This is a genomic window from Clostridium sp. 19966, from assembly GCF_032335695.1.
In the GTDB taxonomy this organism is placed as follows: Bacteria; Bacillota; Clostridia; order Clostridiales; family Clostridiaceae; genus JACTOJ01.
This window is the reverse complement of record NZ_JACTOJ010000013.1, coordinates 1-18,829: the sequence shown is the minus strand read 5'-3', so window position 1 is coordinate 18,829 and position 18,829 is coordinate 1. Positions and strand designations below refer to the sequence as shown.

Sequence of the window (18,829 nt, the reverse complement as noted above, 5' to 3'; positions counted from 1 at the left end):
TAGAAAATTAAATTTATAAGAATAAGGAGAATCAGATTATGCATTCAAAATCGCACAAGTGGACTATTCTATTTGTTGTTACCCTAGTTTCATTTATTACAAACTTAGATTCCACTATAGTAATAATAGGTTTACCTAAAATGATGGAAGGATTAAATATCTCTATAACCACTGGGTTATGGATTATTACAGGTTATATTATTGCCAGCACTGTGCTCATATTGCCAGCAGGGAAATGGGCAGATTCAGTAGGCACCAAACGTATTTTTATATCAGGTCTAATTATATTTACTATTGGTACAATGCTCTGTGGAATTGCAGGGTCAGGACTAACTTTAAATATATACAGAATAATACAAGGATCAGGAGCTGCTCTAGCTTTAGCCACAGCTAGTCCAACCATAGTAAAAACCTTTCCTAATGAGCAGCTTGGCCTAGCCTTAGGCATCAATGCCACCTCTTGGGTAATTGGAGCTATAATAGGGCCAGTAGTTGGAGGTGCTTTGCTTGCTCACTTTAACTGGCGTTCAATCTTTTTCGTTACAGTACCTTTTGTAATCATCTGCATAATAGGTGCATTTTGGGTTCTTAAAGAAACTGCAGCTGTAATTCATCAGAAAACTGATTGGCTTGGAATATTAACCTTCAGCTTAGGTCTTATATTAACAATGGTAGTACTTTCAGAGGGTCAATCTTGGGGATGGTTATCTACGGAGACAGTGATATCAAGCATAATTGCAATTATTCTATGGGCAGCATTTGTATTTACAGAATTGCATGAAGAAAATCCATTATTTAATTTCAAATTACTCTCATACAGGAATTATTCCATTGGATTAGTTATTACATTATGTTATTGTATCGCCTATTTTGCATTGCCTTTATTATTAAGTATATACCTGCAAAGTGTTCTCAATCTAAGTCCTAGCACTTCAGCGCTATTAATGATTTCTCTCTCAGTGCCTCAGCTTATACTTGGACCCTTTGCAGGTAAGCTAGTAGATTATACAGGAGCCTTGCACACTCTTGTGGGCGGAATTATATTTCTCATCCTAGGTATAATAATGCTTAGCAATATTGGGGCTGAGCTATCAATTCCAGCTTTAATTACACCATTAGTCATAATGTCAATAGCCAACAGCTTAGCTTGGCCATCATTAGCTAAAACTGTATTATCAGCAGCCCCTAAAGATCAGACAGGTTCCGCTTCTGGCATGCAATACACTATTATGAATGTTGGTAAGGCTCTGAGCCAGACCTTTGTAATATTGACTATAGAAGCCATTATACCTGCAGATGTAGTTTCAAAAGCAATGGTGGGAATAGGACATTTTAATAATGTAAAAGCAAAGGAAGGATTAGTTAGCTCTATAGATTCTAGCTTTAGATTTTTCACTGTTTTCTTTATAGCTGCACTAATTTTAGGCTTTATGCTTCTATATTTCAAAAGAAAAAGCAGCATTGAAAGTGAAAGCGTAAGCTTAGAGTAATTGATCAGGCGGTGGATGATTGTATCATTTATCGTCTTTTTATAAATTTGGGTAGCCAATTATAATAAAACAATCCTTAGAGTTTCTTCTATGGGTTCTGAGAGAAACCATGCAAGGTGAACAAAGCCTTTATCAACATTCTTTTAAAACATAGCTTTATCATTAAATAATACTACTTTATTTCTTCCTTTACTTTTAGCCTGATATAATGCATTATCAGCATCTTCTAACAGTTCATTTATATTGCCAGTCAAATTTGGATATGTGGAAATTCCAATAGAAATCGTAATGCTCACTTCTATATCCTTGGAAACATAGAATTTGCTCGCTTCTACATTTTTTCTTATCTTTTCTGCAATTTCCACGGCACGAGCAGATGTACAATCCAACAAAATCACAGTGAATTCTTCTCCCCCATTACGAGAAACAATATCATAGTATCTACAAGTCTTTCGCAAAATTTCAGCTACTTTCTTTAATGCACTATCACCAGCACCATGACCATAGGTATCATTAACATTTTTAAAAAAATCTATATCTATAAATAATAATGATAAATATTCACCTTTTTCCACAGCACGCTGTGCTATATTATTAAAAATATTGTTAAACTGCCTAGCATTGTTTAATCCAGTCAGAAAATCAACAATAGATTCATTTCTATATCTTCTGTATAATTTTACAGATTCAATTATATATTCTATATAGCTATAGGTAAAAAAAGAAATTATACTCAAAGACATATTAAATATTATAAACGTCTTCACCATAGCTGCTGAACGATCTGTAACAATCAATATGGCGGATAAGCTTAATATAATTGAGTAAATAATGCAATAAACCCACTTTCTCTTCCTTTTCACCTTAAGAAAGCTAATTATTCCAAAGCCAAAACCCCTTAAAAGGATAACTGCTACCGAACTTATGGATGTAAAACAAGCTCCAAAATGGAAAATCCTATACGCTGCTATAATAACAGACGCCAATACTGAAGAAAAAAAGCCTCCATAGATGGCTGCTATCATAATTGAAATGGATCTTAAATCAGCTATTGTAGCATTATCAACTCTAAAGGAATAATTCATAAGCAAAATTCCTAATAGCCCAGCTATTGCTCCCATTGAAACTTTTAATGGCAGGGATAATTTAAGCTTTATATCTTTTTTCTTTATAAAAATATGGGATATACTTAAGAAAGTTATCAAAATACAAGAATTCAAAAACAATTCAGATATCATGTGCACATCCCCCCCAAATCTACAAATAAATACATCAACATACATTCATCGACTTTATTCAACAATTATTATCAGTTTATATTATTCTGATTATTTTATCAATACGTTTAATATCCGTACTTTGATTATAAATAATTGTTTACTAATAGAGAATATCACTATGACTAGGTAAATAGTTTCCCAGAAATTAAAATAGAGCGGTCATGAACCGCTCTATTTTTGTAAAAGCTTTTATATTTTATTAGTCTACACCCCATGGAACGCCAGCAACTAAAATAGTAATTATTGGAGCGCTTGTCAAAACTGTTACTGTCAATAGAAATAATACTGCTGATATTTTTTTATGTTTTTTAAACATTTATCTCACTTCCTTCCTTAATATTTTCAAAATTAACTCTGCAAAAATCGCATAGTTCTAAAACACTTTCTTTGTCATCTAATGAAGTAAAATATTTTAATATGTCCACTAAGAGTAAATTGTCTAAGGTTTTAGTTTCCATAAGCAGCTGCTTAAACTCATCCTTTATATCTATGTCTACCTTGTAATCATTTATATGTATTATTTCATGGAGAATATCTTTTATTACAAGCGAATATTTGAAATCTTTTGATAAACTCAAGGCTTGCTTAAAAAATATACTAGATTTTTCTGAATCTTGCAGCCTTACGTACCATTTGGCTATATCAAAATATATATGTGGAAGCATACTAAAATCTTTTTGGACAAGTGTAAGATTGTCCAATGCTAATCGCAAATACTTATTTGCTGTATCAAACTGCTGAAGTTCTATATAAGTTTCACAAATATTATTATAGTATAGCGCTCTATGTGCATAGTCCTTGCTCTCTGTCATTTCTATCAATTCGTTGTAAATATTTAAAGCTTCCTCATAAAATTTCAGACTGCTTAGACTTGAAGCCCTTAGCAGCAATATTTTCGCATATCCTTTTTCCTTTTTATCAATCATACTGGCCACTTTATCTATAAAGCTTACAGATTTGTCATACTCGTGAAGATAATTATAGTAAAGTCCAATATTGAATAAAAAGCCTACTTTCTTTTCATTATCCATTTCAGGAAATCTGTCTAGGGCATAATTACAAGTATTTATTCCTTCGCTGAGATTACCCATAAAATAATAAGTGTTAGAAAGCTTCTGTAACAGCTGAATTAATGGCTCAGTTTCCATATCTAAATTCATAAGGCACTTAGTATTTTCATAATAGACTGAAGCTTTGTAAAAATCATTCTTGCCATAAAAATAGTCACCAGTTATCTCACAAATAATTATTTTCTTATCAATGAAATTCCATTTAAGCATAAACTCTTCTGCTTTCTTAAAGCTTTCTACATAGCTGGAATCTTTATTTTTAGCAAGTTCGCTAAGCTCCTCTATAAATCCATCAAGTATTTTTCGAGCTTGAGCTTCTTCATCTTCCAATAGATATTCAATATCTACATCTAAAGTAATATTTCTTTCTTTAAGCTTTTCTGTCGCGTGTTTAATGACTATTTCTGCGGTACTTTTGGTCAGTTTAGCTTTGCTGTTTTCAATCTGACTTATAAGATTTCTAGTTATATCCGTTCCTACAATTTCATCTTGATTTAATCCGTATCTTTCTCTAAGCTTTTTAATCTTCTCGCCTACAGGTATAACTCTACATTCCAATCATATCTCACCACCATGTAATAAAAATATATATTATTATACCATAGTAAAGGATTTTTTTCACATTTTTTATTTTTTTTATCATATTATAAAGTTTGATACATGCAGCAAATAAAAGATCATAAATCTAAGTACTTTTATCACATTAATTGATAGGATTTTATTAAAATTGCTTTAAACATATCAAATTCCTTTATAAATATGGTTGTTATATAATATTAAACTTTCATAAAAACTATTCATATAGATTTTTAAAATAAGGGCTCCTCAATCTTATATATTAAGATTAAGGAGCTTCTTATTTTAAGTTACCAAATCTCTTACCCATAACTATTATACCATGAAATAAAATTATGTAAATAATTATTTTTACATAATGATATATCTAAGTGAAAATCATACCTTACCAGTCTCAAATTTCAGTTCCTCTAAAAACACAGGGTATTTCAGTTAGAGATAATAGGATGATGATTTCTTCTTCTTATGGAAGAAACAATAATTCTACATTGTATTCATATACTTGGAATCAGAGTTCTAAGACAAAAACACTTAAGAGCACAACAACTCTTCCTCCATTATCAGAGGGTGTTGTAATGGGTTCAACTTACGCATATGTTGTTTATGAATCCGTAGCTTCAGAATATTACAGTACTTGTTCATATCCTGTAAAATATTTTGGAGCTTATAATATTTCAAATTTCGGAATATAATTATCTATAAAACAAGAAGGTTTCCCATTGAAACTTGGGAAGCTTTCTTATTCAAGATTACATTTTCAATATTCTCAATAGTTTCTCCTGTATTTAGCTCCTTAAAATTTTTAACTCTGTCAGGAGGTTTTTTATATAAATTTTCATTTGTCACTAAATCTGTACTATATTCAGCTAAGCCTTCATCAAACCATACTGTATATTCTTACTTTAGAAGGAAAAAAAGATTTAAATTCGCTAGCTGAGGAAAAAACTAAAATGCTCAATGGCTTTAATTCTTTTAGATCTAATATCTTATTTTTTATCTTCATATCTCGATCTGCCCATTTAAATTTTACGAATGAAGTTAATTTATAACTTATATTGTATCTTATAAAATTATCTATTGGTTTAATATCAAGTAAACGCATCACTATAATAAAACAAACAATAAATATAACACTATTCCTCAGGCGAATATTAATATTTTTCATATTACCAAATTGCTTCTATATGTTATTGCAGCTGATTATGCAATTCTCTAAGAATTATGTTCCAAACTTAAATTATATCCATATTATACTATAATTTAAAATTAGTGGTCTTCAAAACTTATAAATTACATTAGGTTTATCAATTTTATTATTACTATAATATGTTATATAAGGTATAATATAGATATTAACATAGTTAGGATTGATATTAGTAAATACCTGCACTAGTGAATAGTTTAGTTGGCTAATAACTAGATATCAAGCTAACTAGTTATCGCGATATCATGATATATGGTTAGTATTCAATAATTAAGTTTTTTAGTAATACTTCATATAACTCATTAGATCTTCCATACTTATCTTAAATATATTTCCCTATATTTTAAAATATTGAAGGGAAGTTATAACATGCCGAAATCTATTAAAATATGTATTCTATCCTTGATAATTATCCTTATATCCGCACTTTCAGTCATTTTCTTCACTGAAAATGCCAAGTCTAATCAAGTGGGGTTAGATAAAATACCAAGCTCCAACGAAATAAAAAAATTAGTTATTTCTCAGTTCGGAAAAAAGATAACAATATCAAAGAGTTCAGATATAGAAAAAATTATTAAGCTTATTGATTCAAATAGTTCTAAAAAGGCAATAGATTCCCGAGACGGTATCATAGGCGCAGTCTATGTAGTAGAAATAATCCCTATGGCTCCAACCAATAATTCTATACTAGTAATTCCATATGGAAATACCTTCAACTATTTAGTGGAAAGAGACCATAAGGTAATAACGGATAAATGGTATAAGATAGCCAATAGCTTGTCCGACGTAGTAGCTGCTTTGTATTATGATAAATAATTTAATACTAAATCAAGGAGGAAACTTATGAAACATAAAAAGTTAATTTTAGTACCGTTAATTATGCTTTTTATTTTTGCAATATTCTACTCTCTAAAGCAGGTGTACTTTGATGACAAAGATAGTAACCATGTAAATTATGATTTTAGAATATCAAACTTAAAGGATATGGATAAATCCTTGAGCAGGCAGAGTTATTATTACACTGTAAGCTCAGACAAAGTATATATAGCCCTCATTACTTATAAAGAAAATAAGGCTTCCATGAAACAATATTTAGTTAATGAGAACGGCAGCATAGACTTAACCATATCTAAAGATAATAATTTTATCATATCTCTTCATGCTAACTCCACTATAGCTTATACCTGGAATATAAAAAGCAGCCTAAATAACAAGGTTATTAAATTTGATAAAAAGAGCTCTATTTCTATCCCTACTCCAAAATCGGATTATGGCAAAGACGGTGTTAATCATTCAAGAGAGAACTTTTACTTCAATACCTTAAATGCTGGCAGTGAAAAAATAGATTTAAGGTATGAATCAAAGGTACGAAAAAATAGCGAATTCATTGACATAACTTTTGATATTAATATCGAATAGCTTCCAAAACGATTCTAGATACTTAACTACAAATTTAATACAATTCCAACAGTGATTGAATTGTTTTCCAAGCGCACATTTCTAATTTGTCTTAAAATAGAACTATGCTCTACTGTTGGTAGAAACCTGACTTGTTAAATTTATACCATTCATTGATTTTTTCTACAGGCTTAACATTCAAATACAACATGATTTCCTTGGCAAATTCTAAAGAAGCCGTACCATTGGCAGTTATGATATCAGAATCACAAACTGCTTGTTTTTCAGTAAAATTGCAATCGCCTTTGTAGTGGGGAGCTTGTGACTTCATATACTCCAGCGTATTGCCTGAATGTTTGATATTATCCAAGTATCCGTTTTCCGCCATAAAATTGGCAGCATTGCAGATCGCTGATACTGGAATATGCTGTTGAACGGCATATTCAACCACAGGTCCAATATCATTGTTTTTATGCTCCACCCAAGCGTGACCTCCAATTAAAAGCAACATCTCGAAATTTTTTGGATAATCACTTACAGAATAGTCAGGAATGATCCTAAAACCTCCCATAGAAGTTTTAGGTTCTTTGTCCAAGCTTAAAGTTTTTACAATATAATCCGTTTCTGCTCCATTGAGTTCTGAACAAATATAAGCACTCTCCCAATCTGCATATCCATCAAAAATAAATACAAGCACTTCTTTTTTCATTGTAACACTTCCTTTCTTAAGTATTGTACAACGAAAAAGATGACACCTATATGTCATCTTTATAGAGTTTCTGTATTCTTTTTATTCTGATTTTTATTGCTTCTTTTAGTTGAAGCGGCGCTATAACTTTAACTTTATCTTGCAAACTAAAAACTAAATCGGCCACCCATTCTAAATTAGAAGCAAAAAATCTAATGTTACCCTTTCCATTTGAATCGTCTATCATTTGAAAAAAATTTGCATCTATCTTGTCTGTTAAAAAAAATTCATTAATAAAATCATATTGTAGTATAACTTCAAACAATGCTGTCGGGTCTTGAGATGAAAACAAATCAGCGCCAAAATCTTTTTTAAAAACTATTTCTTCAATTGCCTTGCAAGTGAATCTTGAATTCATGATTTTAAAGTCAACAATTCTATTAAGCTTAAACAAACGAAACTCCTGATCATCCTCGGAAAAAGCATATAAATACCAGTATGCTTGCTTAAAAACAAGTTTATGAGGCTGAATAATTCTTGATGAATGTGACCTTCTAGAGATATATTCTAGACAAATATAATTTTGATTTTTAATCGCCTTATGCAAAGCAGATACCTTTTTTTGTGTAATACTGTCTTGAAACCATGAGGACAAATCAATTACATAATCACTTTCTGAAAATACTATATTTGTTTCTTCTGGAATTAGTTTTGCTATTAGATTTGTTAAATCGGTGCTTTCATCAATGCTCATGAGTCCATTAAGTGCAGTAAATACATTTTTTATATCGTTCTTAGAAAGAATACTGCTTTTGAGTTTATATCCTTCACTGACTGCTACTCCCCCACCAATCCCTGAATATGTAACAATTGGAACTCCCGCCTGGTTCAAAGTATCTAAATCTCGAAAAATTGTACGTTTGGAAACCTCAAACCTTTCTGCTAATTGTTGTATTGTAATTCTATCTATATTGGCAAGGATATTTAAAATTCCTAGTAATCTATCAATTTTCATGATAACATGCTTTCTCCATTTCTAAATAACAATATAAAATAACCCTAATTCATATGTGTCGTTGTGAAAAAGTCGTTAAGCCTTTTATAATTATACGGTCTTAATCTTACTATAAAAAATAAATGAATTTTATTTTTCCTTCTATATAAATATTCACAAATAAATTAATTTCAACTCAATTCTATTATACAATACCTAACTAAAATATATAATAAAAATACTTTTTAAAAACGTAAAGCTACTGAACACTATTATTCTATAACACGGAAGATAGCCTGATTTTAATACATTAAATAGAATATCTAATTATTTCAATTTAACAACTAATCATGTTCTTAATTACTATTCGAAAAGGTTCAAAAAAAAGACTTTTGGCTATGAAATAGAAGTCATAACTCAACAAAAAAGAATTAGAGAAGCAATAAGAGGTTTTCTAACAAAGACAGCAGCTCGTGAGGAATGCGAAAGAAGAGAGCTTGAAATTAAGAAGAAATCTAATCAAGGTTCCTAGTTTAAAAACTGAAAATATAGAATTGAGTATTAACAGACTTTTAGAAGATGGTATAAGTTTCACAACTGCTGGTCACTATTATACCCTATTAAATATTGCATATAATTGGGCAATTGATAGGGATTATGTAATAAAAAATCCTTGTGCCAAAATGAAAAAGCCTAAAAATTCAAAAACAATTTCAAAGTCTATAACCAAGAGCAACTAGACAATCTTTTATACTCTATAAAAGATTTAACTATTTATATGCCTGTCATGTTAGCTGCAACAACAAGTATGAGATTAGTCCAAATATGCGGTCTTAGGTGGTCAGACGTAGATTTAGATATGGATATATTCAGCTTAAAAATCAGCTCCAAGAAAAAAATACACTAAATAACATGATAAAGAAAAAGCGTAGTGATAAAAAAGCTCCTATTGAATAAGGAGCTTTTTATCTTTAATGCTAAATTCTATTCACTAAGCAAAAATATCAAGATTCCTTTTTATCAAGTAACAAAAATATTCCTATGCTCACTATTGAAGTGATATATAAAAGGGCTATCCAAATACAACCTATGTACGCTTAATTTGAGTTTGCCTTAGTATCAAGGTAAGCAACAATAACCCAAGACAGGATAAAGCCAACCAAAAATACTTTTATTCCAATAAATAAAGCTTTATAATTCATTTTCAATACCTCTTTAAAATATATTATTATACTAGTGCATTTTTACTTAAATAATTTTACAGTAAGTATAATTTGTTATCATTATTATTAGATATCTGTTAATGCTTCTTTCGCTTCTTATTCGGCAGCCATGTAAGCCAAGGTAAGATTTAAAATCTTAAAAAAATGGCTCTATGCTCCCCCTATCGGCGTACTGAATTAAGAAATCAAATGAGCTTAAATAGTTATCTAAAGAAATAAATGTTTTTAAAGCTCATTCCATTTGAAAGAATTTTTGGGGATAGCTAAATATTATGAAAACACTTTTTATATCTTTTAAATTCTCAATGTAGTTGTAAATATAGTATTGTTGTCTATTGACGGTGACAAGTTCAAAATCTTCTATATTTAGTGTTTATGGGAATTTATGAAGCTTAATTCATAGTCTTTCATAACCATTAAGATAAATAACTTTGTTAGTTTCTAGCGAAGCGTCAAAAATATCCTGCAACCATACCAACTATTACACAAAACATAACCTTTATTTTTAGATGAAGGCAATGTCTTAATTAATTTTTCAGCTAATTCTATTTTGCTAATATATCTATATTTTAATAAATATATTAATAGTGTAATTTGAGAATATGCCATTTATATATTATAAATTCTTTCGTCATCAATTTCGTTCACATCTACTTTTAAGCTTAAAGATATTTTTAAACGTCTTATAAAAAATCATCTTAAAATCAAAACTATGAATTCATCTCCAACTTAATCACTTTTTTTTATTTAATTCTCTTAATTCTCTTATTATTATATAGCCAAAAAAGCAATCACAGCAGTAAGAAAAATAATTGCATCTTGTATCACAAAAGCTCGAGCATTTTCAACTGATCCACCATCAAATAAAAATCCAATATTAGTTGAACCAAATTCAGATACTAAATATACTAAGCTCGCTATTAATATAGCTTCTACATAAACTGATTTTTTCATTAAATCTCCCCATTTACTTGCATAAATATAGTATATATTAATAAATTTACAAGTTCAATTCCAAATAATTTAATTCATTGTAAATAGATACAAAAGATTAATTTTGATATTTACATTGTACTTTTAACTTTCTATAATGTATAAAAAACATAAATGATTCATTATAACGGAGGAAGATAAGATAATTTCATCAGTGATATCAACATTTTTCTATGGTGCTCTTGTTTTTACCATGATTTACTATCGAAATATCTTAACTCTAAAAATATTTGAAGTGTTATGCTCATTAGCATCCCAATAAGCCAAAACTTCGAATATGTATTCTCCACTTTTTAAAGGCAAAGACACTTTATAGTCATTTTCACCATCTAATATCTTATATATGCAGCTGTTGTTTTTGCCAATCCATTGTAATAATTTTACTTTTTGTGGTTTTGAAGAGAAATGTATTTCTATAAAATCGCATGATTTTGCTGTAAAAATGGAAGTTGATTCTCCTAGAGAATATGAATCTTCAGTTAGATAACTATTGCTGCCATTTTTTGTAAGCCAAGTATGTTCCCCCATTGTAGTTGGGATAGCTTTATTAGAATATTTTATTAAAACATTTGGTGGAAGTGAAGGAATTCCTTTTTGTGATAAAATGCTACAAAAACCATAAATACTTATTATAACTAAAACTAGTATAATAAAAGAAATTGTATTTTTATTTATGTATATTTTCATACTATATATCTCCTTATAGGTATTATAAAATAACATACGTTAAATGTATATATTCGGCAATAATCCCATAAGATTACTTATATTTATATATGGTATATATACGTACTATACATATATTTTCAACACACCTCTAGAAGCAGTTTTATCAATTATTAGAAGGTACTGATTTACACTATCAATTCTACTAGATTATTTCAAATTGTCTGATTTACTTTTTAGATACTTTAATTGAATTCATGGTACAAGCCTTAATTATTTATAGGCGTTGATTCTAAAACAATTGAAAGACTTATAGGACATAAAGATATTAAAGTAACTAAGAATACCTAGGCTTATAGCTCACCAGAAAAACAGGCTTAAGGTACTTGTAAATTAGAAATGTTTTTGAATAATATGATAAATGAGCCGAGTCAGTCGTATATTGCTTATTAAATGTTGCTCAAGCTTTCCCAATTTGATTATACTTATTAGAAAGCTGTGTATAGTTATATTTCCTATACACAGTTTCAATTTATTCACATTACTATCTGACTTTGACTTTAAATTATACTTGTAGGTGTATATTTAGGTATATTAAATAGAATTTAAGCTCTAGGAAATCCTAGAGCTCTTGATATCACTAAGCTCCCAAGCGGAATCGAACCGCTGACCTACTGATTACGAATTACTCCCAATTAGAAAATTAGAGATAATATGAATTAATACAAAGGCACAAAACCATTGGTATTACTGCTCTTACTCATAATTTATGTATTTAGAAAAAAATATAAAATAATACTAAATTATATATGTAGTCGTCAAAATGTCGTCAATTCTTTAATATATTTTAATTAATTTTTTCATATGCATACTGATTTAAATATACTATAGAAATCAATGATTTTTATTTTTCTTTATTTCTTCTATAATTGTAAAAGTACAAAAAATCATTGTAGCTATTGAAGCTACTCCCATAGCATCAGCTACTAATTGACCAGTATTGTATATTAATAAAGTAACATATAAAAAAACGTTGCCTATCATAATTGCCAAAATCACTGAAACTATAATTCTTAACCATATATTACTCACTTACTTTATCCTCCTGTTCAGTATTTACAAATAAATTATTTTCTAACTTATTATATTATACTTGACTAAAAAATATAAAGCCACTGCAAACTATTATTTTATAATATATACACAGTGGCTTAACTTTATATTTGAGCTCCGTAAGAAAGATCAACTGATCCCGCTACAGTAGCAGAATCATAATGTGCTTTTCCTGTTACAGTTACTTTTAGATCTCCACCAGCAGGAGTTATAGTTAACTGCGGATCTATAGCCAAATTCTCTTCTTCATGCTCATATCCAACTGCTAATTCTGCTAATGGATCACTTGTATCTCTTATAGCCTTTACATGTTCAACACCATAACAATGAGGATCCATTGCATATGGACCCGTTACCATTTTTTCCAAATCAAATCTAGTTCCAACTCCATAGATTTGATCTGTTGAGCCTGGTTGTCCAGATACAATATGATTTGTCACAGGATAAACACCGCAATCATAAAAATTATTATTTATGCTTGGCTGAAAACTATCCATATAAACATATGCTTCTCCACTACCATGTGTAAATGCTAATTTACTATCCTGTTGAATTGCAATAAAATCTGTCTGGTAATAATAAGGCGATTTTAACCAATCAAAAAATCCATAAACATCATAATTACCAGGGCTTGTATAATCTACTTCCAGTGTTAACTTAATCCAACTATAAGCATCTCCTGAGTCCCTAGTGTTGTGTCCTGGATATATATCTGATCGCTGAATATCATTTGCTTGCACGTTTTTTGACATTTCTGCACTATTTTCTTTTAAATACTCTTGTTGATTGCTTACAATAGCTTTTGATATTATTTTACCTGGATGAGCAGAATCTTTTTTATACTGATATTTAATATATTGACTAGATAAACTTACTACCTTCACATTTGATTTATTTTTATGTACTTGCTTCTGCATGCTTGCTATATAACTATCAGAATCATAACAATTGCTTAATGCTCGTACTTTTACATTTGTTGCAGCGTTCGCTGTCACCACTGAAGCCGTAGATAAAATAGAAAATGTAACTAACGTTGATAAGACTACTGATAATAATTTTCTTTTTTTCATACAATAACACTCCCGTTTACGTTATTTCTATATCTAAAAAATTTTTATATAAAAAACTAAATGAAGTCATTTGCTTCATTTAACATTCAATATATGAAAATTTTTTAATAATAGTTTATTATTGTGTATAGATATCTAATTTCACATTTTTTATAATTATTTTATTATTTTACAATATATGTTTTTAAAAACAAATTTATTATACTCCCCATCTGCAAATAAGTAAATAGTTATAATTAATTTTTACCATTATTATGTTTATATATATATTTTTGTTTTAAATTGCATAAAAGTACATATTTTTCACTAACCTTTCAATCATTAGTTTTTCACAACTGCAATGTTCTGTGTTTTTATATTATTAACTTCCAAAACTGCAGCTTTTATTATATTAAATATTTCATCATCAGTAAGTCCTGTTTTGCCTTCTATCATTTCTAATACCTTAGAATGCTTAAGAGTTCCCTGCCAATCAAATTCTTTACCAAGCTGCTCTACAGTTTTAACTGCATCCTGCACCACAGCTTTATCCTTATTATATTGATCTATGCCTATAGACTGCTGCAAGGCTTCCTTTTGCTTTTCAATTAACTCCTGCTTACTATCTAAATATTTCTTTAGCTGCCTTCTGGCAAGCTCAAGTATTGTTCCTATAGCTGCAGCTGCAACTGGTATAATTATTTGATTTATTATTATATCTTTCATATTTTCTACCTCCAAAGTTTTAAAATAAAAAGACTATAGTTTCCTATAATCTTTACTTGAGCAAAGCATTTATTGTATTAGCTCCCACTATGCCATCTTTAGAAAGCCCTCTGGAGGCTTGAAAATTCTGCACCGCTACTAATGTACCATTTCCAAAGTCTCCATCAGCTCCGCAGCTTCCACAGGAGAAGCCTAAGCTTATAAGTCTATTCTGTATCCATCTAACAAGCTCATTCCTAGCTCCTTTTTGTATTAATATTTTAGCTATAACTGCATTAGTGCAATTACCTCTGATTCCATCCTCATCTAAATGAGTATAACCCATCACATTGCAGACATGCTGAAAGCCTCTTATAAGTTCATTAACCACTGGAGGCTTTGGCTTATCCAGCTCTGCTATTTTAGCATTTATACTGCTCATTGTCTGCTGCCCTGCAAGTCCATCAGCTTGGAGTCCATTATCTTGTTGATACTTATACACAGCATTTTTTGTAAGCTTACCATAATCTCCATCTGCACCATATGCTCCTAAGCTATATCCAAGTCTTATAAGTTTATTTTGTAAGTCTTTCACCTTGTCCCCTGTATCTCCTACCTGAAGCCAATTTCTGTTTTGAATTGGTTGATAGTTAACTGTAGAGCCTTGACTATTTAGTGCTGCATTCTTTATATCATCAAAAGGGAACTTATCTCCTGGGCAAGCTGTATTATATAAAGCTCTGTGAGGCTCAATCCTGCTTAAATTATATTTCTGCAATATATATTTGATTAATTCAATACCTGCAGCTTTCTGTGGATCTGGCATTGAGTCCGCCATATAATTACCCTCAAAGCATACTCCTATTGAATTAGAATTATAACCATAGCAATGTGCTCCTTCTGCATTCTCAGGTCTACCTCTATATATGCTGCCATCCTTCCTGACTAAGAAATGATAACCGCAGCCTATCCATCCTCTTTCTTTATGCCAGTTATCTATGTCTTCTATACTACAGTTTGTAGCCTCAGCATGATGCAAAACAACCATTTGAGGTACGTTATTAAGAGTTAATTGTCCATTCCATTGTAAATTTGATTCAATAATGTTCATAATACATTCCTCCAATTATTTAATTTATTTTTTTATAAAAACCCCTATAACAAAAATAGAGACTGTAACAAATATGCCAAGCCCCCATTTTATTGTTGATATAAGGCTTTCCATCTGACTACATAAATTTTTAATATGTGTTTTATATTCCCTGCTGTCCTGCTCCAGCCTGTCAATTCTCTCCGAGTGATTATTTATTCTTTTTTCCTGAAGATTGAATTTCTCATCAATTCTTTTGTGCTTTTCCTCACATAGTTTAGCCTCGTAGCTCTCGCTCATGTTATCACCTTCCTTGATAAAAATTTATATAATAAAAGCACCTATATTAAGTAAGTGCCTATGCATACACATCTAAATTTATATCTAAATATTGATTTCCTGAATAAGACTGTGGTAAGTGCATCAAATCATATACGTCAAACATGCCACTTACCTGAACCGTAGCATTTGCATAACTTATAACTCCAACCGAGATATCTAATCCTCCTATAGCTCCAAATGTACTCGGTACAAAATTAGTAGATACGCCTTTAGGGCTTACTTTTGGATAAAACATTTTGTTTTTAAATTTATCTGGTAATTGAACTATAGTAGAAGTGTATCCTCCAGTACCTTGTGGATTAGCTGGAACTGTAACAACTTGACTGTAGTATAAATCAAATAATTTTTGCTTAGTTGTACCATCATATCTTACGAAGCTATCTCCGTCCATCATGGTATAACTCCCATTACTACCTATCCATTTACTCGCACCGCTTATTTGCATTATTCCATTAGTTAAATCAATGGATAATTTTCCGTCTTTACTGGTTATAGTCCCAACTTTAATTAAATCACCATTCAGTATTCCTGTGGTTATATAAGTTGCTACTATTGCTCCATCTATTGTCATAGCTAAACCGTAATCACCGCTATATCCATTGCTAGAATAGCCTAATCCGCTGTTATTCCAGCGCCAAACTTTTTTAGCTGTGTTTATGTCTGGAGTATCCATTATTAGAATTTCGTAAGGCTCACCATCAGCGTTCTTATGCATAACTACGTAGCCGCCCTTGTTGCCTGTTATAAGGTTTGTAGCATTATCCACAGCCTGTAATAAGTCACTTTTTTGAGTAACTATATCCTGCTTTACCGTATTTAATTCTTTATTATAGCTGCTGGCAAAATCTGTTTTATAGTTTCCTAGAGTAATTTCATTGTATCTCTCAAAGACCGCATCCCACTTGTATGCAATTACTTCCGCCTGAATGTCCATTCCTAACTTATCATGTTTTACTGTAACATAATCATACAAATAAACAGTTTCTAAAGATTTATAATCCTTGTATTCCTCTGTTTGGCTAAGATCTGTGAAATTGATAGTATAAGTTACTTGAGGGATATCTATTTTATTATCTGTAAATTCCTTTTGTGCTGCAGCTAAAAGCATGGCTTTTGCCTGCTCTACTGTGGTGGCATCATCAACCTTTATATCCGAGTAGCTTTTTTCAGCTATTTTATAGTTTGGATAATTGTTAATGTATTTGCTATTTACATATTTACTGGTATAGGTATTACTGTCTACAGTTATAACATCATTGCTATCTTCACCGCTGCAGGTTGGGTAAAGCCTTGTAACCACATTGCTTAAATCCAATTCTTCTTCAATACCTACTAAGTTCTTACCATACTGAATTTTGACTCCTCTGTCCCTTCCAACCTGTCCAAGCATTTTTATATCATAATTATCTCTTACAATCTCGCCACCCCATTTATTTATAAATGAGTTATCATCATCAGATATAAGAGCTTGCACTGGATTTTTGCGAATATATTCTGCTGAAGCAGTATTGGATATATCACTGTATGCAGTAAACTTTGTGCCATAGGATAAATGACTAAATATCCAGTTCAAGGCACTACTTCCACTCAAATTGGTTGGTCTGCAGTCCTCAATAAAATTATCCAGAAGATCATAGAAGATATGCTTGGCTGATACTGTAATGCTGCTCATGTTTTTTATCTTCTTGTATATTCTGAAAAGCTGGCTACCTTTTGGACATGGAATCTTTAATATACTGTTCTCAAATAAATATTGCCACTTACCACTATCAGTTATGGGATACTCAAGTTCTAAACTGAAATCTCCATTCTTTTCTTCAGTAACTTCGCAGGATATGACCTCATCAAGTGCAGCAAGACCATTGTTATTAAAGTCTATATTTCCTGCATCATAAGCTATAATCAAAGCCTCACCTCATTTCCATAATTTATGCATTGTAATATTTTATACTAAATATATAATAGGCAGTAACAGGAAAGAGATTAACATTTTTAGATCAACCACTAACTGCCCATAGTATCTTTATCTAGTCCCTTTCCTGTCTCTTTTCATTTTAAGCATGAAAAAGGACTTAGAAATTAATCTAAAATCCTTAGCTTGCTATATTTGTGCTATCGGCTACTGTTGCATTTTTAGCATTAATTATCTGCTGTTTTTCATCTTCTGTAATCCAGCCTTTAGTTACTGCATTACTTAATTTTTCATCAGCTAATCTTCCTTCTAAATACAATCTTTTTAATGTTTCAAACATCTAAATTCCTCCTATAGGCTGGATAATACTAATTGGTCTATTGTGTCCTGCATAGTCTTAATTTGCTGTGCTTGGCTATCTATTGTCTGCTGTAATATCTCTGCCTGTGTCTTTTCACCATTATTATTTGTATTATCATTTGACGGAGGTACTCCCAAAGATATATCTTTTATATCCCAAGTTTCACCATTCCAAATAGGAATATATTGACTATCATATTCGGGTGGCTCTATAGTAGTAGCATTAGCAGGAATTAAATAAACCCCTGGCTCTAACGGACTTTCGTCCGCTTCTTCGCTACATATATACCTTCCATCTGAACCATAATTATAAACTAACATAAAATCACCTTCTTAATATTTAATACAGTATAGTAAAGCTATATTTTTAGGAACTGTTTCGGCATCTCCTGTATATGTTGTTGAAACATAATATGGATGTACCGAACCATCATTTCCTACATTCGCTAACTGTCCATAATTACCAGCATTCCAGTTTCCTCCACTATATCCGTTTGAAAAATCATGCCTGTGCGATTTTATCATATCATTTTGACCACTACCAAAACTTCTACCGCTATCCACTCCAGCTCCATCATCAAAACCTCTAATAAATTGTCCTCTTAAATCTGGCAGATTAAAGGTTGTACTACCATCTCCCGCTCCAAAAGTTGTACCTATAGCGGCAAATAAATTA

At 30.7% G+C, this 18,829-nt stretch carries 20 protein-coding genes; 5 read left to right on the top strand and 15 right to left on the bottom strand.

All coding sequences use genetic code 11. From position 1 onward, the window contains the following. The first annotated feature begins 35 nt into the window (after window positions 1-35). Entirely contained in the window at window positions 36-1,490 is a 1,455-nt protein-coding gene (locus IAI10_RS13980) for an MFS transporter (RefSeq protein WP_315673998.1), read from the top strand. Between the two features lie 143 nt (window positions 1,491-1,633). Here the strand turns inward: IAI10_RS13980 and IAI10_RS13975 are convergent, their stop codons facing one another. Together IAI10_RS13975 and IAI10_RS13970 are read right to left on the bottom strand one after the other, a co-directional pair. Beyond that, the gene (locus IAI10_RS13975; RefSeq protein WP_315673901.1) at window positions 1,634-2,728 is read right to left on the bottom strand and encodes a diguanylate cyclase; all 1,095 of its coding nucleotides are present in this window, start codon (window positions 2,726-2,728) and stop codon (window positions 1,634-1,636) included. Window positions 2,729-3,078: 350 nt separating this feature from the next. Continuing rightward, window positions 3,079-4,398: a helix-turn-helix transcriptional regulator gene (locus IAI10_RS13970; protein ID WP_315673900.1), complete on the bottom strand. Its 1,320-nt coding sequence runs from the start codon at window positions 4,396-4,398 to the stop codon at window positions 3,079-3,081. Window positions 4,399-4,862: 464 nt separating this feature from the next. Here IAI10_RS13970 and IAI10_RS13965 point away from each other — a divergent pair, with 464 nt between their 5' ends. From IAI10_RS13965 to IAI10_RS13955, 3 genes are all read left to right on the top strand, one after another. Continuing rightward, on the top strand, window positions 4,863-5,108 hold the full coding sequence (locus IAI10_RS13965) for a hypothetical protein (protein ID WP_315673899.1): 246 nt from the start codon (window positions 4,863-4,865) through the stop codon (window positions 5,106-5,108). A gap of 881 nt (window positions 5,109-5,989) precedes the next feature. Continuing rightward, window positions 5,990-6,436, top strand: coding sequence for a hypothetical protein (locus IAI10_RS13960; protein ID WP_315673898.1), 447 nt, complete (start codon window positions 5,990-5,992; stop codon window positions 6,434-6,436). A gap of 27 nt (window positions 6,437-6,463) precedes the next feature. Beyond that, window positions 6,464-7,039, top strand: coding sequence for a protease inhibitor I42 family protein (locus IAI10_RS13955; protein WP_315673897.1), 576 nt, complete (start codon window positions 6,464-6,466; stop codon window positions 7,037-7,039). A gap of 109 nt (window positions 7,040-7,148) precedes the next feature. Here IAI10_RS13955 and IAI10_RS13950 read toward each other — a convergent pair whose 3' ends face one another. Both IAI10_RS13950 and IAI10_RS13945 read right to left on the bottom strand, forming a co-directional pair. Further along, on the bottom strand, window positions 7,149-7,727 hold the full coding sequence (locus IAI10_RS13950) for a type 1 glutamine amidotransferase family protein (protein WP_315673896.1): 579 nt from the start codon (window positions 7,725-7,727) through the stop codon (window positions 7,149-7,151). A gap of 46 nt (window positions 7,728-7,773) precedes the next feature. Further along, window positions 7,774-8,721 carry a YafY family protein gene (locus IAI10_RS13945; protein WP_315673895.1) on the bottom strand — a complete coding sequence of 316 codons (948 nt, stop codon included), beginning with the start codon at window positions 8,719-8,721 and terminating at the stop codon, window positions 7,774-7,776. Between the two features lie 476 nt (window positions 8,722-9,197). Between IAI10_RS13945 and IAI10_RS13940 the strand changes: the two genes are divergently transcribed. Beyond that, window positions 9,198-9,440 (top strand): hypothetical protein, encoded by a 243-nt coding sequence (locus tag IAI10_RS13940; RefSeq protein WP_315673894.1) that lies wholly within the window; start codon window positions 9,198-9,200, stop codon window positions 9,438-9,440. Window positions 9,441-10,694: 1,254 nt separating this feature from the next. Here the strand turns inward: IAI10_RS13940 and IAI10_RS13935 are convergent. The 11 genes from IAI10_RS13935 to IAI10_RS13885 all read right to left on the bottom strand — a co-directional run. Next, the gene (locus tag IAI10_RS13935) at window positions 10,695-10,877 is read right to left on the bottom strand and encodes a permease (RefSeq protein ID WP_315673893.1); all 183 of its coding nucleotides are present in this window, start codon (window positions 10,875-10,877) and stop codon (window positions 10,695-10,697) included. 240 nt (window positions 10,878-11,117) lie between these two features. Beyond that, window positions 11,118-11,603 carry a hypothetical protein gene (locus IAI10_RS13930; RefSeq protein ID WP_315673892.1) on the bottom strand — a complete coding sequence of 162 codons (486 nt, stop codon included), beginning with the start codon at window positions 11,601-11,603 and terminating at the stop codon, window positions 11,118-11,120. Window positions 11,604-12,476: 873 nt separating this feature from the next. Continuing rightward, a complete protein-coding gene (locus tag IAI10_RS13925; RefSeq protein WP_315673891.1) occupies window positions 12,477-12,674 on the bottom strand; it encodes a hypothetical protein in 198 nt (65 codons plus the stop codon). 125 nt (window positions 12,675-12,799) lie between these two features. After that, window positions 12,800-13,765 (bottom strand): hypothetical protein, encoded by a 966-nt coding sequence (locus IAI10_RS13920; protein ID WP_315673890.1) that lies wholly within the window; start codon window positions 13,763-13,765, stop codon window positions 12,800-12,802. 321 nt (window positions 13,766-14,086) lie between these two features. After that, window positions 14,087-14,470 carry a hypothetical protein gene (locus IAI10_RS13915; protein WP_315673889.1) on the bottom strand — a complete coding sequence of 128 codons (384 nt, stop codon included), beginning with the start codon at window positions 14,468-14,470 and terminating at the stop codon, window positions 14,087-14,089. A gap of 52 nt (window positions 14,471-14,522) precedes the next feature. Beyond that, a complete protein-coding gene (locus IAI10_RS13910; protein ID WP_315673888.1) occupies window positions 14,523-15,560 on the bottom strand; it encodes an N-acetylmuramoyl-L-alanine amidase in 1,038 nt (345 codons plus the stop codon). A gap of 24 nt (window positions 15,561-15,584) precedes the next feature. Further along, the gene (locus tag IAI10_RS13905; protein WP_315673887.1) at window positions 15,585-15,839 is read right to left on the bottom strand and encodes a hemolysin XhlA family protein; all 255 of its coding nucleotides are present in this window, start codon (window positions 15,837-15,839) and stop codon (window positions 15,585-15,587) included. Window positions 15,840-15,897: 58 nt separating this feature from the next. Beyond that, window positions 15,898-17,787 carry a phage tail spike protein gene (locus IAI10_RS13900; RefSeq protein WP_315673886.1) on the bottom strand — a complete coding sequence of 630 codons (1,890 nt, stop codon included), beginning with the start codon at window positions 17,785-17,787 and terminating at the stop codon, window positions 15,898-15,900. Between the two features lie 187 nt (window positions 17,788-17,974). After that, the gene (locus IAI10_RS13895) at window positions 17,975-18,133 is read right to left on the bottom strand and encodes an XkdX family protein (protein WP_315673885.1); all 159 of its coding nucleotides are present in this window, start codon (window positions 18,131-18,133) and stop codon (window positions 17,975-17,977) included. 11 nt (window positions 18,134-18,144) lie between these two features. Continuing rightward, window positions 18,145-18,474 carry a hypothetical protein gene (locus IAI10_RS13890; RefSeq protein WP_315673884.1) on the bottom strand — a complete coding sequence of 110 codons (330 nt, stop codon included), beginning with the start codon at window positions 18,472-18,474 and terminating at the stop codon, window positions 18,145-18,147. 12 nt (window positions 18,475-18,486) lie between these two features. Then, on the bottom strand, window positions 18,487-18,829 hold a 343-nt coding region (locus IAI10_RS13885), incomplete at its 5' end, for a tail fiber protein (protein WP_315673883.1).

Bases quoted from the DNA above. Each gene is read 5' to 3' on its own strand.
- IAI10_RS13975 (WP_315673901.1), bottom strand. From the start codon at position 2,728: ATGATATCTGAATTGTTTTTGAATTCTTGTATTTTGATAACTTTCTTA.
- IAI10_RS13965 (WP_315673899.1), top strand. From the start codon at position 4,863: ATGATGATTTCTTCTTCTTATGGAAGAAACAATAATTCTACATTGTAT.
- IAI10_RS13960 (WP_315673898.1), top strand. From the start codon at position 5,990: ATGCCGAAATCTATTAAAATATGTATTCTATCCTTGATAATTATCCTT.
- IAI10_RS13955 (WP_315673897.1), top strand. From the start codon at position 6,464: ATGAAACATAAAAAGTTAATTTTAGTACCGTTAATTATGCTTTTTATT.
- IAI10_RS13950 (WP_315673896.1), bottom strand. From the start codon at position 7,727: ATGAAAAAAGAAGTGCTTGTATTTATTTTTGATGGATATGCAGATTGG.
- IAI10_RS13945 (WP_315673895.1), bottom strand. From the start codon at position 8,721: ATGAAAATTGATAGATTACTAGGAATTTTAAATATCCTTGCCAATATA.
- IAI10_RS13935 (WP_315673893.1), bottom strand. From the start codon at position 10,877: ATGAAAAAATCAGTTTATGTAGAAGCTATATTAATAGCGAGCTTAGTA.
- IAI10_RS13930 (WP_315673892.1), bottom strand. From the start codon at position 11,603: ATGAAAATATACATAAATAAAAATACAATTTCTTTTATTATACTAGTT.
- IAI10_RS13920 (WP_315673890.1), bottom strand. From the start codon at position 13,765: ATGAAAAAAAGAAAATTATTATCAGTAGTCTTATCAACGTTAGTTACA.
- IAI10_RS13915 (WP_315673889.1), bottom strand. From the start codon at position 14,470: ATGAAAGATATAATAATAAATCAAATAATTATACCAGTTGCAGCTGCA.
- IAI10_RS13910 (WP_315673888.1), bottom strand. From the start codon at position 15,560: ATGAACATTATTGAATCAAATTTACAATGGAATGGACAATTAACTCTT.
- IAI10_RS13905 (WP_315673887.1), bottom strand. From the start codon at position 15,839: ATGAGCGAGAGCTACGAGGCTAAACTATGTGAGGAAAAGCACAAAAGA.
- IAI10_RS13895 (WP_315673885.1), bottom strand. From the start codon at position 18,133: ATGTTTGAAACATTAAAAAGATTGTATTTAGAAGGAAGATTAGCTGAT.
- IAI10_RS13890 (WP_315673884.1), bottom strand. From the start codon at position 18,474: ATGTTAGTTTATAATTATGGTTCAGATGGAAGGTATATATGTAGCGAA.